The 15657-nt window shown below is 40.0% G+C and carries 18 protein-coding genes; 4 read left to right on the forward strand and 14 right to left on the reverse strand.

What is annotated here, in order from left to right; all coding sequences use genetic code 11:
* Positions 1-55 precede the first annotated feature (55 nt).
* Both nosR and G399_RS0104795 read right to left on the reverse strand, forming a co-directional pair.
* Positions 56-1339 carry a response regulator c-di-GMP phosphodiesterase, NosR family gene (nosR, locus tag G399_RS0104790; RefSeq protein ID WP_006008292.1) on the reverse strand — a complete coding sequence of 428 codons (1284 nt, stop codon included), beginning with the start codon at positions 1337-1339 and terminating at the stop codon, positions 56-58.
* The gene (locus G399_RS0104795; RefSeq protein ID WP_006008290.1) at positions 1326-3002 is read right to left on the reverse strand and encodes a sensor histidine kinase; all 1677 of its coding nucleotides are present in this window, start codon (positions 3000-3002) and stop codon (positions 1326-1328) included. Before G399_RS0104795 ends, nosR begins: the two co-directional genes overlap by 14 nt.
* A 145-nt stretch (positions 3003-3147) precedes the next feature.
* On the opposite strand from G399_RS0104795, the gene G399_RS0104805 reads away from it, so the two are divergent.
* The gene (locus G399_RS0104805; RefSeq protein WP_026843469.1) at positions 3148-3396 is read left to right on the forward strand and encodes a hypothetical protein; all 249 of its coding nucleotides are present in this window, start codon (positions 3148-3150) and stop codon (positions 3394-3396) included.
* A 65-nt stretch (positions 3397-3461) separates the two neighbouring features.
* Here G399_RS0104805 and G399_RS0104810 read toward each other — a convergent pair whose 3' ends face one another.
* The 10 genes from G399_RS0104810 to G399_RS0104855 all read right to left on the reverse strand — a co-directional run bounded on the left by G399_RS0104810 (position 3462) and on the right by G399_RS0104855 (position 9949).
* The gene (locus G399_RS0104810) at positions 3462-4034 is read right to left on the reverse strand and encodes a helix-turn-helix domain-containing protein (RefSeq protein ID WP_006008283.1); all 573 of its coding nucleotides are present in this window, start codon (positions 4032-4034) and stop codon (positions 3462-3464) included.
* A gap of 230 nt (positions 4035-4264) precedes the next feature.
* Positions 4265-5056, reverse strand: a complete 792-nt coding sequence (locus tag G399_RS0104815) for a peptidylprolyl isomerase (protein WP_006008281.1) — start codon at positions 5054-5056, stop codon at positions 4265-4267.
* A gap of 207 nt (positions 5057-5263) precedes the next feature.
* Positions 5264-5479, reverse strand: coding sequence for a hypothetical protein (locus G399_RS22915; protein WP_148277331.1), 216 nt, complete (start codon positions 5477-5479; stop codon positions 5264-5266).
* A gap of 24 nt (positions 5480-5503) precedes the next feature.
* A complete protein-coding gene (locus tag G399_RS0104820) occupies positions 5504-5677 on the reverse strand; it encodes a hypothetical protein (protein ID WP_006008277.1) in 174 nt (57 codons plus the stop codon).
* Between the two features lie 34 nt (positions 5678-5711).
* On the reverse strand, positions 5712-6017 hold the full coding sequence (locus G399_RS0104825; protein WP_026843471.1) for a hypothetical protein: 306 nt from the start codon (positions 6015-6017) through the stop codon (positions 5712-5714).
* A complete protein-coding gene (locus tag G399_RS0104830) occupies positions 6007-6264 on the reverse strand; it encodes a transglycosylase domain-containing protein (RefSeq protein WP_026843472.1) in 258 nt (85 codons plus the stop codon). The genes G399_RS0104825 and G399_RS0104830 overlap by 11 nt, the downstream gene beginning before the upstream one ends.
* A complete protein-coding gene (locus G399_RS0104835; RefSeq protein WP_026843473.1) occupies positions 6265-6747 on the reverse strand; it encodes a hypothetical protein in 483 nt (160 codons plus the stop codon).
* A gap of 122 nt (positions 6748-6869) precedes the next feature.
* Positions 6870-8072, reverse strand: a complete 1203-nt coding sequence (locus G399_RS0104840) for an MG2 domain-containing protein (protein WP_081585699.1) — start codon at positions 8070-8072, stop codon at positions 6870-6872.
* A 159-nt stretch (positions 8073-8231) separates the two neighbouring features.
* Entirely contained in the window at positions 8232-8579 is a 348-nt protein-coding gene (locus tag G399_RS0104850; RefSeq protein ID WP_006008275.1) for a hypothetical protein, read from the reverse strand.
* Between the two features lie 131 nt (positions 8580-8710).
* Positions 8711-9949, reverse strand: a complete 1239-nt coding sequence (locus G399_RS0104855; protein ID WP_006008273.1) for a sterol desaturase family protein — start codon at positions 9947-9949, stop codon at positions 8711-8713.
* A gap of 285 nt (positions 9950-10234) precedes the next feature.
* Here G399_RS0104855 and G399_RS0104860 point away from each other — a divergent pair, with 285 nt between their 5' ends.
* Positions 10235-10927, forward strand: a complete 693-nt coding sequence (locus G399_RS0104860) for a DUF4097 family beta strand repeat-containing protein (protein WP_006008270.1) — start codon at positions 10235-10237, stop codon at positions 10925-10927.
* A gap of 71 nt (positions 10928-10998) precedes the next feature.
* Here the strand turns inward: G399_RS0104860 and G399_RS0104865 are convergent, their stop codons facing one another.
* Together G399_RS0104865 and G399_RS0104870 are read right to left on the reverse strand one after the other, a co-directional pair.
* Positions 10999-11472, reverse strand: a complete 474-nt coding sequence (locus G399_RS0104865; RefSeq protein ID WP_006008269.1) for an NYN domain-containing protein — start codon at positions 11470-11472, stop codon at positions 10999-11001.
* Between the two features lie 219 nt (positions 11473-11691).
* Positions 11692-12249, reverse strand: coding sequence for a hypothetical protein (locus G399_RS0104870; protein WP_006008266.1), 558 nt, complete (start codon positions 12247-12249; stop codon positions 11692-11694).
* A 182-nt stretch (positions 12250-12431) separates the two neighbouring features.
* Between G399_RS0104870 and G399_RS20230 the strand changes: the two genes are divergently transcribed.
* Together G399_RS20230 and G399_RS0104880 are read left to right on the forward strand one after the other, a co-directional pair.
* Positions 12432-13937, forward strand: coding sequence for a sensor histidine kinase (locus tag G399_RS20230; RefSeq protein ID WP_006008261.1), 1506 nt, complete (start codon positions 12432-12434; stop codon positions 13935-13937).
* A 176-nt stretch (positions 13938-14113) separates the two neighbouring features.
* Positions 14114-15577 (forward strand): sigma-54-dependent transcriptional regulator, encoded by a 1464-nt coding sequence (locus G399_RS0104880; protein WP_006008259.1) that lies wholly within the window; start codon positions 14114-14116, stop codon positions 15575-15577.
* Positions 15578-15657 lie beyond the last annotated feature (80 nt).

Consider the following 15657-nt stretch of genomic DNA (forward strand, 5'->3'; position numbering starts at 1 on the left):
GCCATCGGCCTTGTCTGGTCATTGTTAAATCTTGGATTATTAAGTTGGCTTGGTCTCAAATCAAAATAGACAATGTCATCTTAAAACGTTTCTCCAGCGCTTTAATTTTGGCAATCGAGTCTTCATCAAAGATGTGACCTTGCGGCAAGATCAGAATGTCATTTTCGTTAAATAACGATTCACCTAATACCATACCCGGCTGGATCTGATGCGAACGCCGCCCAATATCAAACCTATCTTCGCTTGCGGCTAATTGCTGCTTCTTTAGTACATTTATAACGCTACCGTCGTATTGCAGACCACTATAATTTGCTAATTTATCAAGCGAATCCACAACACTGTGTTCGATCCCATCGATTTTGCCTGTACGGTAACGCATATAATCCCTTGCAACCGACAATATTTTAGCGCCTATTGGAATATCCGCTCCAGCAACATTATTTGGAAAACCGCGACCGCTTACATATTCAAATTGATGCATTATGATATCGGTCACATTTTGCAATTGCGTAGCTGGACTCAATATAAGTTGGGCCTTCGATGATTGAGTGAAAAAAGCGTCTTGCTGCGCAGGTGTTAGCTTATTGAAAGGCGTTGTTACAACCTTTGAGTCCAATCCAACCATACCAATTTCACAGATAAAGCCTGCGAAACTAATCGCTTCAACTACTTTTTTTTCTACACCCATTTCTTGAGCAATATCAACAGCAGCTTTACTTACCGATTTGGCGAAAGCACCACTAAAGTAAGGATTAATAATTAACAGGTTGTAGACGGCTTTTTTTAAAGCCAAGATGCTTCTTTCAGATGCATTTAATGCAATCTTCAATTGTTTGGTGCGCTGTTCAACCTGATCTTCTAAGGTACCATTGATCTCATTTAATTGTTTATTTTGTAATATTGCTAATTTCGATAGCTGTTTATCTTTAGATACTAGACGGTACTGCGTAATGCCATTCTCAACAGCCTTAATAAGCTCTTCATTATTCCATGGCTTCTGTAAAAATCGATGTACTTGACCTTTATTAATGACTTCAAGCGTGGATTCTAAATCTGCGAATCCAGACAACACTATGCGATACGTTTGCGGAAAGTCCTTTGCCACTTTGGCTAAGAATTCAGACCCACTCATTCCTGGCATTCTCATATCAGAAACAACCACATGAACGGTATTAGTTTGCATGAATTCGAAGGCTTTTTGCGCATTATCGGCTAATACAAGTTTGAATGGCTTACCATGAAAAATACGTTTCATGGTTCGTAATATATTCGCTTCATCATCAATAAATAGAACTCTAAATATGGGGCTCTTTGATAACTCGTTTTTAATATCTGACATAGTTAACTTTACTCTCAACAGTATCTTTAATCGGTAATATGAGGGTAAATGTAGTGCCTCTACCCATATGACTGCTCACGTCAATAAACCCTCCATGTTCTTGCATAATATCAAATGAAATTGATAGACCCAGCCCTGTGCCTTCTCCCTCTGGTTTGGTTGTAAAAAATGGATTAAAAATACTTTTGAGCGTTTGCTCATCCATTCCTGAACCAGTGTCTATAACTTGAATTTTAATTTGTTCATCTACGAATTCAGACCTTATCGTCACCTTACCATTTGACTCAATAGCCTGCCCCGCATTCATCACCAAGTTTGTTAACACTTGGTTTATCTTGCCGACATTTAAGAGTGTTTGCGGCACGTCGTGCAAATCTAAGATGAGTTCGGCATTTTGCTCAACCTTAGACTTGACCATTTTAGCCGTGGTCAAAATACATTGATTAACGTCGACCAATTGCATGGTGTCGCTGTCTGCTCGTGAGAACATTTTCATGTTTTTTACTATTTCAATAACACGTTTTAAACCATCGTCGGTATCCTTGAGTAAGTCCTTTACGTCGTCATTGATAAAATCAATATCTTGGTCTTTAAGGTAACTTGCCATGTCCTTAATGAGTCTCGCCTGATCTTCATGGTAACTTGCAGACTCGCTCGACAATGCCAATAGGACTTTTGTGCGATTACATATTTGGATATACACATCGATGTAATTTCTTAGGCAACTGACATTACTATTAATAAAGCCTATCGGATTATTAATTTCGTGAGCTAGACCCGCAGCTAACTGTCCAACTGATGCCATTTTTTCGGCTTGCAATAACTGTTGTTGAGCTAATTTTAGATCGTTATTAATTTGTTTTAACTCACGGTTTTGCAATTCGATTTGTTCGGTACGTTTCGCCACTTTGTCTTCTAATGCACGATTTAACCTCTGTAATGCATCTTGAAATGATTGCGTACCTTGATGCTCTACTTCTAAATTTTCAACCAGCGAGTTAAAGGCACTTGCTACTTCGGCAAGCTCATCGAGGGAATCTTCAGGGACTCTAGCGAGGTCAAACTTACCTGAGTCTATGGCCTTTGTGATGTTTCTAGCACTGTTACGCAATACGCTAAGTTGTGTGGTTAAATAACTGCCTAAAAATAAGGAAAATAATGCCACCAATAGCATTTCGAACAACGCGATCCCCGCAGTTAATCGAGTAATAGAAGCAATAGAACGTTGCACTTGAGTCGTACTAATACCAATCTCAACATGTCCGTATACGACTGTGTCCTGTATTATTTGTGAAGTAGCATCAAAAACGCCGTCGTCGACATCAGATACGTTAATGTCCGCTTTAAAAGTTCGAGTCAGGGCGCGAATTCTTCCCGCTTTGGCAACCTCACCGCCAGACTCGTTAACAACACGAGCGTAAACAATATCTGGATTATTGATTACTTCAGTCACAATGGAGTCAAGTGAAGCGATATCATACGACAAAACACTATTTTTTACCGTGGTTGCAAAAAGTTTTGCCGTTATTTCCGCGCGTTTGATGAGGTTTTCATTTGCAATATCGGCCATAAATTTGGTGACTATGAAAACCAATATAAGCAGCAATGTACCTTGAATTAGCGCAGTACCTAATATGGTTTTACCCTTCAATGATAAACGCATAAACGACTCTACTTAGTTGACTTGCATTCGCAGTGCAAGATGACCTGATATTTCTAAATCTTTAATGCCGTCCCACTCTACACCTTCTGGTCTTACAAAAGGACTAAAATTTTGTAGGCGGAACAATTCCATAAAGGTAGCTGTAATGGCAACATCCATTTTTGCTAAATTTACGCGAGGAATAATAGTAGTAGCGAAAGAAGTTGCATTACGCAAGGAAGCTATCGATGATAGAACACATAATGGTATAGAAACATGTATGCTAAATCATACTTACCTTCTGGTGATCTTTCCGCACATACAAGAATTTGTTGCCGTCATAAACGCTAATTTAATGCCAGACTCTTGTGACGACGTTGAAAAACCGGCCCCCATTTGGCAGCCAGTCTGTTAGCGAAGTGTTGAAGAACAACCCCAAAGGTTAACTGTATAAGAGAATAAGTCTTAGGCGCATTTTTTTCACGCATACGCCTCTTGTTCTGTCTCTATTATAGAGTCTAGGACCATTGCAAGTGCATAGTTATCAAGTGGCTTGGCTAATTTAAACACCTTTGCATCGTGGTCTGCAGATAATCGGTGGTCACTAAATTCATCAAAAACAATGATGTGAGGCTTATATTCTAACTTTGATTCGATTACTTTAGTCAACGCAGGAATGTCCACGCGAGAGGTTTGACTATCAATCATAATTAGAGAGGGTTTGTGCTGCGCGATTTCAACGCCCGACTCAATACCGTGTTGGTAGACTTGTGTCACAAAACCGGCATTTCTAGCAATCCGCTGTACATTCTTAACAAGCTGCTTTTCAACTGAAACGATAAAACAAGATTTCTCTTTTTCAACAATCAATTCAGACGGCACTGGGATTTGATTTTGCACTAAAAAATCGAGCAAGTCGCTGTGCTTAACACGATTGTTACCGCGACCTGGCAACTTAAATGCCTTTAATTTTTTCGCTTCTATCCAGCGAATTACTGTTCGTGGGTTAACATCACAAATTTTTGCAACATCGCCACTAGAGAATGACTTCATATTATATCGACTACAGCAAACTAATAAGGCCTAAAGATTATCAGACGCCTTTTAAAATTGCGACATTCAGCCCGATCTGCTGACATACTTAGCTATTGATTTATATACCTACGTAAGCGCTGAATCGGACTGACAAGCCTGTCTTTCTTATACTTTCTTATACCTTTCAGCTCGACTGTTACACACAATTAATAAGTCAAGCCACTTACTTGATGTTCCCGTTTATAAATTTAGACTTTATGTAGACGACGTCTGAATGCAGTTGCTGCTAAAAGCAAAACTAGCAAGGTACCCATAGAACCGCCTGAATCAGAATCATTACTGGCGTTTTCGTTGCTAGCAGCTAACAATGTATTGGGCGCGGGATTTAAGCTTGGGTTAGTAACCACTGCGGTATTGGTAGATACTATGTCGGTTATCATGACTAAATTACTGTCGGTTGGCACTATACCAGCCGACTTGTCAGCCGATGTAAATTCTCGCAAAGGAATGGTCGTAAACGGAGCGCCATAATCAAAGTTGGGGGTATTTGCAATTGCATCAACAATCTCCATTCCATTCCCTAAAACTTGTCCAAATACGGTAAAACCACCATTTTGTACGTCAAGATTTGCAGCATTATTGCTCACATTAATAAACCACTGGGACGTTGCACTATTTACATTTCCACCCACTTTTGCCATCGCAATTGTGCCACGAACGTTCGACAGTACAGGTTCATTCACAACGGCGGCGCCGGTTTGAATGGCGGTTGGAGGAAACACATTGTTATAAGTAAAACCGCCCGCTTGCATCACAAAATTAGCTTGCGTTCGGTGTACAACGCCATTCGCATACTCGCCTGAATTGACGTAACTTAGAAAGTTCTCTACCGTTTTAGGTGTAGTTTCGTCAAATAAATTGACTTCGAAGTTACCTAGTACCGTACGCACTTCCACAACTGTCGCTTGAACTGAAAGAGGAATGACCATTGCCAATGAGAGTAAGATAGCCGAAAGGCCCTTTGATTTAGTTAATGTCATAATGATTTTCTTATTGTTTTGTTTTAAATGTAAATTAACATCTAATACCGGTTGAGATGGATTGATTTATAATAAAAATAAACAGGCTGTAAGCATTCCGCCTACGGGTTATTTACCGATATTAAGGTTAATCGATATCGAGACGTAAAACCAGTGCGCGAAAGAGCAAACTTCGGCACTTATTGTTAACTCCTTACTTTTAACTCCTTACTTTACAGCCTGCACTTGAACTGAAATTGATGAACTTCTGCCAAGGTCATCACTAACTTGAACCTCGTAGTCACCCGTTTTAGCCTGCCATATCAAAGGGGTGTGATTAGACATATCGGATAAATCGTTATTACCAATAAACTGCCCATTGGCAAACCAACATAGATAACTCGCCTGCGCATCAGCATTCGCTTGCAGTGGAATCGATACGATGCTCTGTAAGCTGCTCTCAACAACCTAATTAAGCAGAGATTGTGGTGAAATAATCTGTGGTTTATTGCCCTCGGCGACAATGTCATCAAACCCACAGTTGGGCATAAATCGGGGTGGCTTTTCAATATGCACACCGGCTTGTGCAAAAAGCGATTGGAATTCTGTAGGCCAGAAAGCATATATCTTCTGTTTTGCCATTGCTGTGTTTTGGTCGCAGCGCCGCAAGCCAGTACTATTGTCCACCCATAGCTGGCGAATCGGGCTTTGGATTTTTAGTCAACATGTCGAAAACTAAAAAGGCAGCCTCTGGTCTTACTAGATTGTGTTTATCAGATGCGTTCCTTTTGACTTCTTCAGCACTCACCCAGTAAGTACTTACTGCGTTTTTATGCTTTACTATATTAACAATCATCGCATCTTGAGCAGAAATAGGACCAACAAAACCTTTGCCAAAGTTTTCCGGTACAAAACCCGCGTACTTCTTTGGTAAATCTTTTAGCATTGTTATCGGATGAATAAGCTCCACATCAATAGCCAATCCAAGAAAGAATATTCCAGCGTAACCTAGCCACTTGCATAACGATAGTTGAGGCGCCGATACGCCGTTCTTGGAGCACATAGGTTTGCCAAAATGCGGGTAGCAGTGCGAGGTAGTCAACGCCTGAGTGTGCATAGTAGTTTTGATCCTCATACAGTATGGTTGCACGTTGCAAGTGCTCGGCAATGTCGTCGATAGGAGTGTATAGGCGATATTTGTCGTCGTGGGCTAAGGAGATGCGCAGCAACTAATCGTTGCGGTCAAAAATGGCGACCGAGTAACTTGGGTAATTAACGAGGTTCGGCTTAGGTAATAACAAATACATAAGCGCACCTGTAAACAGGGCAAGGCAAATGACAAAAAACACGTTAAAACGAAAAGCTAAATCAATTAGTAGATTAGATGTCACCACGCCACTGTGGGTCAGCAAATAAATGCCCTGTGCGTGTTTTCTTAAAGTCAGCAAACTCAAGCTAGCTGAACTATTATTGGTACTTGACCTAACAAAGTTGGCAGCGGTGTCGTCCAAATAACCAAGGCCACTGACATAACTCTGTCGTTGCCGCAGTTTGCTAATAGCTTGAGCAAACTGCAAAGCTACCGTCTCATTCTCAGGCGCGTATTTGGCTAAGTTAGATAAGCCCACTAATGGGAATACCTGACTGACGATCTGTTCGGTACAACCATGCGGATATTTCGCTAAATAGGCACTCAAACCCTCGGCTATCACTAAGGGACTCGCCGACGCTTTTACTAATTGGTTTGACTCAACAATACTAATATATTCGCTAGTACTTACTTGTATTTCAAACGCAGCGTTATTAAAGGAATCCTTAACAACATTCGCAACATTTAGGGTGATATCAAATTCATCACCGGAGCCGCATGATTAAGTACATTAGGTGTTAATACAAAAGGCCCTCTGACGATTGTATTTTGTTGCGCACGTCCCATTGTTTGTTCACCCACCGCAATCGCCATTACTCTTAAGCCACCGGCAAAATCATTTGGCACGTCGAAGGTGTAGGTGTTGCGGCCTTTTTTCGCTATTACTACGCCTGACCAAAATACGGCAGGGTTTTGTACTTTGCGTTCAAACAGGTTTTGGGAGCGTTTAATTCGCCTACCTGTCACCATCTCCTCTTCACTCATCATCGCGTCAGCAAACATATCACCACCTGCGGCTGAAAGCATTTGGCTTAACGCAAAGACAGGCAAAATCAAATCTAATATCTGCTTAGTGCGTGCACTTAACGCCCATTTCTTTAAGAAGTACGCCAGCGGATCGGGTGTGCGGTAACTAGCAACTTGTAAAATGCCTAAATCAAGGGCGAACACGGCGACTTTAGCATCCTCAGATACATCCAAATCAACCGCCATTGGTTGACCCGGCTGTACAATATTTTCAATTGTAAGGTCTAGATCCAACACCCGCTTTGAACGATTAATAGAGAAAGGCACTACTGTGTAACTCAATGGACTGGTAAATATTTCTTTTGAAGCAATATCACGAACAAAAGCAACATTCACGTAGGCATTACCTTCTATTCCTTCTGGAATCTTAGTGTCGCTAGTAAACCACTTGAAGGAGGCATCCATAAATCCAAAATGGGCAAGTTTGATTTTTTCAACATAAATTTCTGTATACTGAGCATCTCCAACCACTAGTTCAAGTGGGATATTACCTAAGTTCTGCAGATTTTTGCCCTCTACAATTATACCAATATTAACTGTTTCACCGGGACGATAAATACGGCGATCAGTGAACATATAAGCATTTACACGCTCCTTATCAGCAGAATAAGCATATTCGCCGCCAACATTAAAACGCGAGTAATTTATTTGCCGAGTATAACGATTATAAGGAATAAACGACACATCGCCTTTTTGTTTTACAACGTAAACAACCGGCTGCTGTTCGCGCTCATAGCCCTTTGCTGAGGGGAGAGTAACATGACCCAGTTTATCGGTGATCTGACTGAACAGTTTGGTACCGTTTTTGGCAATCAATTCAATCTGAGCACCAGCAACAGGTGCCCTCGAGGTTATTGACACTGATAAGTTGAGTATTAAATTGAGCTAGGTTGGTTTCATTAAAGCGCCAGTTATAAAAACTAGACTTGCTAATATCACCCTGTGTTTGTGACACCGAATGATATAGTTCGTCGTCAATGACTCTGCCTATACTGACTTGAACGTGTCCGATACCTCGCGTTAAAAATGCCAAGCGCTGGTCTTTTCAAATACAAGCTCGACATAAACTTGCTTTAGCTTGTCTTTAACACTTAATCCAAATTCACTCATTTCAATCCTGCCTTTCAATGGCCTGGTGATGAAACTAAATTTATCATCGGTTAATTTGTCTTTGCTCTCGAACACTTCTGGTGCAAAACTGACTTCATATTCTTGGCCTGCTGGCCAGTCATTGCTTGTGTAGGCAAACTCGATATAAAGTGCTGGCACTAAGATCTTGTTACTTTGACCTTCTCGATTATTGTCATCTTCATCATGGGACTCAAACTCACCTGAAAGTTCTGGGATAGTAATGACGGCATCGACCAATCAACTTTGCCAAATAGCACGACCAGAATTTTGCCGACGACGACAAAAGGAAAGCTCAGTGTTTTGAATAGAAATTGCATGCGCTTCATCTTAGAATGCCACGTTATTTAAGACCTAAAAGAGGTCATCCTTCAATTTTTGAAGGTGTTTAATTCACTATTATCTATAAGCTGGGTTTTGCGCTGATAATACAATTGGACCAGGAGTATCAGCGATACCAAAATTGGTATGTAGGCAACACTCGCATAGGCGCCAAAATCTGCGTTAAATAAGAACACTGCTGAGACTAATAATTTTAGCCATTCGAGCCAAATAGCGATCCGTTGATTCTCCATGATCCAAGCTACATTAATACTCGACACAATCACAACAAAGGAAATACCTAACTGATAACTCACACTTAACATATTTGCATTGATCAACAAATAAAGCGCGAGCAATGAAATAATCACATATTGCAGCAAACAGTAGATTTTAGTTATTAACGAAATCTCTGTTTGATACGCTGTAAATTGACTCAAATCTACTCGAGCAAGCGGGAATTTCTGACTGACATCATCTGGCCGCCACCCCGTTCTGCCAAACCAAACCTTGAATTTGTCAGACCATTTTTGTGTATATAAACTGTCTTGTATAAGCTGCTTATAAACTTGGATATTCGCGTAAAACGGGTTCCAACTTTTTAATGCTTTACGCACACCATAAATCGGTTTCTCATGGTCTAATTCGCCTTGATACGAACCAAACAAGCGATCCCAAATAATAAATACACCACCATAGTTGCGATCAAGATATACCTGGTTTTGTGCGTGATGAACTCGGTGGTTAGAGGGTGTCACCATAAACCATTCAATGAATCCTAACTTACCAACATGGCGAGTATGAACCCAAAATTGATAAACTAAATTAACAGAAGCGACGGAAACCAGTAAAATCGGGTCAACACCGAAAAATGCTAACGGTAGGAAAAAGATAAAATTGAAAAAACTACCGGATGATTGTCTTAGGGCAGTGGTTAAATTATAGTCTTCACTGGAATGATGAACCACATGTGCAGCCCAGAAGAAACTCATTTCATGACAAAATCGGTGATTCCAATAATATAAAAAATCATAGATGACGAATACAGCAAGCCAAACCCAAATCGATTGCTGGAGTTCAAACAACGCAAAGTGCTCATAAAGTAAGATGTAAATGGTGAAAGGCACAAGGTTTTTCATGACGCCCATAATACGGCTTAAGCCACCAATACTGAGACTAGTAATAGCGTCATTGAGACGGTAGTAATCTGTTTTTTTTACTTTTTCCGCAATGAGTTCAGCTGCAATTAACAGAAAAAATACAGGTGTAGCAAAAAGGATAATGTTCATACGTACACCGAGGTTAAACACATAGCTATACTAGTGTTGATAACGCAGTTAAGTCAAATAGCTTTATCGCAATTTCAATTCTGTGTAACGCCGTTGGTTTAATTGACTAATGTTTAGTGGAATATGACTTTTTATCCATACTTTATGTAGATTAAAATTAATTAAATCAATAAAAACAATACTTTAAGAATTGGCACATTGAATGCAAAGCAATGGAAAATATAAGGTTTTATGATGAATAAGACCAATACAATACACATTCTCACATCAATTACGGAGTTAGCCATGATTAACCAGATTCGTCGCCCTATTTACTCGTTTATAGGAATAACCCTTATCAGCTTCACACTCAGCGGCTGCATTATTCACGTTAATGCAAAAAATAAAGACTTGGATGTTGACACTACACTTTATTCGTCAGATGTGAAGTCGACCAATAAGAGCGTTAAAGTCGGTGCAGGAAGAACAGTACAAGACGTAGGTTCAGTTAATGGCAGTGTTGTTATACAAGACAAGGTGACTGCTGCGCGTGTAAGCAATACAAACGGCAGCATCTCTATAGGCGACAATGTTAAGGTAGATTCGGTGGACGGTGTTAATGGTCAAATTGAGATAGGCGAAGGCTTTGTAGCAGAACAAAATGTGAGTACCGTTAATGGCCAAATAAAGATACAAGAACAAGGTCAAATTGGCGGTGAGTTATCAACCGTAAACGGCAACATTTCGATAAGTGATGTAATTGTTGAAGAGGATATTGTAACTGCAAACGGAAATGTGACACTAAGAGACGGAAGTCTCGTGAAAGGCGACATTTATTTTAGTGGTCGCTCTAATCAAAAGTATAACAAAAACTACCCGGTGCTTTACATCAGCGCGGATTCCAACGTTGAAGGCGGTATTATTCTTGAACGTCCAGTTGAGTTAGTACTTGAGAACGAGAGCTTAGAAAGTAAAGTTAAGCGCCTCTACAAAGACTGATAGTTGATTACATGCACAGGGAAGTCATGATCTTGACACTGAAGCGGATGCTTTCATAGCATCTACTTGATTTATAGCAACCACTGCTCGTCTATAGTAACAAACTCTGAGCTGGCATTTATCAACGAATTAGCGGTTAAGTTACGCACCCCAAACACGATTGTTTTGCAACTATACTGTTGTCGTGTTTTGGTCAGCAAACGATCAAAATCACCATCACCTGACAACAGAATAATCGTGTCAACATGAGGCGCTACTTCCAATATATCGATTGTAATACCAACATCCCAATCGCCTTTTGCAGAGCCATCAGAGCGCTGTATAAAAGGTTTGAGCTTTACGTCAAAACCAATATGACGCAGGGCACTTTGAAATTTTTGTTGCTGCGCGTCGCCGCGATCAATGGCATAAGCAAAGGCATTGACAATCTCATAATCATTCGCAATGGATTGCCAAAAGTGACGGTAATTAAAAGAGCGAGAAAATGTATGTTTAGTGGTGTAGTAGATGTTTTGTACATCAACAAAAACGGCGGCTTTTTGCACTTCAATGCCCTTTATAATAAGAAAGAATTGTGTCAAACCCAATGGTAACACTAATCAGATTAAAAACGTCTGAACACAACTCGAGGTTGATCAGGCAAAATTTTATTTTGCTAGGATTTAGTATGTGCAGACTTCACGACTGCTGACACAGGACAGTGGATGTCAACACGTTTAGACATGCGCCAACATGCCTAAACGAGGTTATCTCAGGAACTTATATTATGGCATCACTTTCATAAATTCACTGAATTTCTGTTGCCCTTTGACGACCCATTCGGGCGTCGCTTCACCGGTGCCCGCATGAATTAAACCAGAATGTGACTGTAGTACTTTTTCCAGCAAGACGTGCTGATCGTCAGTAATGTCGACGAAAAATATATGCTTGCCTTGCATAAGTAACTGTTGGAATTGTTTGAATTGATAATTAGGCATCTGTATACCAATAAAACCACCGATCCAAGTGCAAAAACCGAGTACGACTATTGATAAAAATGCAATCGGTAACCAACCTACTGAGGAAGTATGCCACTGAAGCAAATAGGCTAATAATAACAAGAAGCTAGCGGCAGCCATACCTGCGGCTGCGCCAAGTCGTGTAGACCTCACGACATCTTGTTTCAACACGGCTTCAATTGCATGTAAATGATATTTTTCTACTTCAGCGTCATTGGCGCTTAATACATGAATTTGCGGGGTAGATAGACCTTCAAACTTTAACTCTTGTTCAACCAATTTAAGGTCTGCTAGGTCACTGCTGATATAATACTGACGCTTCATTCGCTTTCTCCCAATAAGGTTAGGCAACTCAGAAACCTGTGATTAAATCTCTAACGAATAGTATAGTATTAAATTGCATTAAGTCGAACTTCGATGTAGTAGACTACAAATGGGCCACTTATAATCTCATGTGGAATGCGAACATAATAACGATGACAGATGTGTATTTGAGGTAACTCAGTTTGGATAAAAACCAACTTATACCAATTTCGGATATAGAACGACTTAAACAACAAATAGACCGAGAGAAAAATGCTCGAGAGCTTGCCGAGCGTCAATTGGAGGTGTACTCGAGAGAAATTCATTTAGCTAATGAGTGCTTAAAAAAATCACTAAATGACACGAAAAAAAAACAAGCTGAAATTGAGTATCTCACTGAAGCGTCCTATGATTTTTCTTCAAAGTTAAGCCTAATTAATATTTTGCAAAACACAGTGTCACTTACTGGCAAATTTTTTAATGCTGAGTATGGCATTAAAGCGATTTTTAATAAGGGAAAATTAAAAAATGGTTCTAACGCATTAATTTGGTCTTCCAATAATGGCTGGGGAGAAAATCTCGAACTTCAATCGTTCTTTTTTAAACATCTACCGCTTGAGCGTCTCCCTTCAGACCGATATTATGCCGCCCCTCATTGGTTTATCACACCGCTCAATGAAGAGGATGCAGTTGGCGATCAAAACTTTCAATGGATTATTTATATAAACCTGCAGTTAGAAAGCAATAATTCGGTGTGGATTGGTTTCCTAAGCAAAATCGAATCTCTTGATGAAGAGGCATTGCACATACTGGAAGTTGCAAAAGGTCATTTGCTAAGTGGAATTAGACAACACTTATCCGATGAAACAATCGCTCTGCGAAATACACAACTTCAGCAAACCGCTGATCATCTGCAAAATACACAAAAACAATTAATTCAATCCGAGAAGATGGCATCATTAGGGCAACTTGCTGCTGGGGTGGCTCATGAAATAAATAATCCTATCGGATATATTCGATCTAACTTGCAAACGCTTGACGATTATATAAAGGAATTTAAACTTACTTTTAAATTGTTGGAAGAAAAAATATATCTAAACGGCAGTTTATCTAAACAAGAGTTCAATAAAACAGTAAAGAAAAAGGAGATGAATTTTCTATTAACCGATGCCGAACTAATCGTGAAGTCAAATCAAGATGGCATTCAAAGAATTAAAGAAATTGTTGTAGGACTAAAATCATTTTCACATACCGCTGACGATAACCTCAAACATATATCAATTTATGAGTGCGTAGATAATGCTCTGCGCATTGTTGCGAATGAATTTAAATACCAACACCAAGTAATTAACGAACTAGAAACGACACTTCCCAAGGTATTAAATAATTACGGAAAACTGCAACAAGTATTTGTTAACTTGTTAATAAACTCCGCGCATGCAATGCCAGAGGGAGGAACAATGAGGATCCACAGTGAGCTACATCAACGCTATTTATTGATTCATGTTGAAGACAATGGAATTGGTATGGATGAGAAGACTAAAAGCCAAATTTTCAATCCATTTTTCACTACTAAACCGGTAGGCAAGGGCACTGGCTTAGGACTCAGCGTAAGCTATGCAATCTTAGAAACACAAAACATTAGTATCGAGGTTACATCAGAATTGGGGAAAGGTACCCGTTTTACGCTTGGCTTCCGTCTAGATTGATATATCGTATGTGAGCTCGATAGAGATTTTACAGTTAGTCTCAAAACCACATATCCGGAATTTTGAAGCTGACACAACTATTTATGATAAATTAGTGTTTAATGCATACATAAATTTAAGCCACCAACAATTGTGCGAGGCTGAAAAAAGGCTTCTGACTAAGTGGAAGGTAAAAGATGAATAGCGATTCAAAAGGCAGCATTCTATTTGTTGATGATGAAATCAATATTTTGGACGCGTTAACGCGGTCAGTTAGAGGTCTAAACTTAGAGGTCCATAGCGCGAACTCAGCTAAAGCAGGGATCGCCATTCTAGAACAAAAGGATATCGATATTGTGATATCTGACAAGAATATGCCCGGTATGGGAGGCAATGAATTTCTTCAGGAAGTCGCGCGCCGTTGGCCAGAGACAGTAAGAATAATGCTCACTGCCTACACTGAACTGGATGCGGTGATGGATGCAATTAACACTGGTCGAGTATGGAGTTTCATGCAAAAACCGTGGAATAATGACGAGTTAATAATTACCATCCAACAGGCTATTAACTATAGTGAAATATTAGCAGAACGCAGTTTATTGCGTCGCACATTAGAGCAATGGCAATCTAGGCGAAAACATAATTTCATGAATTTTATTGGACAATCTACACCAATGCAGTTTGTTTATGATTCAGTCGAACGCTGTGCGCAAAGTCATGCTTCGGTTTTTATTACTGGCCCAAGCGGCGCAGGTAAAGAGCTTGTTGCCGATGCTATACATAAATTAAGTCCGCGTAAGAACATGACTCTTGTGAGCTTAAATTGTGCTGCAATTCCCCGTGAGCTAATGGAATCTGAAATTTTTGGCCACGTTAAAGGGGCATTTTCAGGAGCGGCATCGAATCGCGAAGGTGCAGCACAAAGAGCCGATAAAGGGACACTTTTCTTAGATGAAATTGGTGAGATGGATATCACTTTACAAGCTAAAATATTACGATTTGTGCAAACGGGTACCTTTCAAAAAGTCGGTAGCAACAAGGTAGAAAAAGTAGACATTCGTTTTCTAAGTGCCACCAACCGCGAACCTTATGAAGCTATAGAGAAAGGACTGTTACGCGAAGATCTTTATTATCGGTTGAATGTTATATCTATTAACTTACCACCTTTAAATGAACGCGAACAAGACAGTATTCAGATAGCCCACTTCTTTTTGCAGCATTTTAGCGAGCTAGAAAACAAGATATTTGTTGGTCTATCATCTGACGCTCAGAAATTAATTCAAAATTATGATTGGCCAGGAAATGTCCGCCAACTCGAGAATACAATTCACAGTGCAATAGTAATGTCAGAAGGTCCTCTGCTCACTGCGAAAATTATTATCCGTCAGTTGAGGTTGTCAGACCAAAAAGTGCATGAAATTAACAATAAAAAGAAACCCGTGCACGTTATGCAAGGATCCGCTTTAAATCTCCCCGCAGTTCCTCACACTCTTGATGAGCTATTCACCGGTATTGAGGGTGTGAGAAGCCTCGCTGAGGTAGAAAGGGCTGCTATCGAACACGCAATTGCAGCATGTGACGATAACGTGGTTAAAGCCGCAGGATTACTGGAGGTAAGCCCGTCGACCTTATATCGCAAGGTTCAGCAATGGCAAGATTAATGAAATAGTGTTTCGGTCTGCTTTCTATTAACAAACAAGTCTCATTTCTACTCTAGTAATCGTTCGCAAGTTGCAAAGCA

Source organism: Brumicola pallidula DSM 14239 = ACAM 615 (assembly GCF_000428905.1).
Lineage (GTDB): Bacteria > Pseudomonadota > Gammaproteobacteria > Enterobacterales > Alteromonadaceae > Glaciecola > Glaciecola pallidula.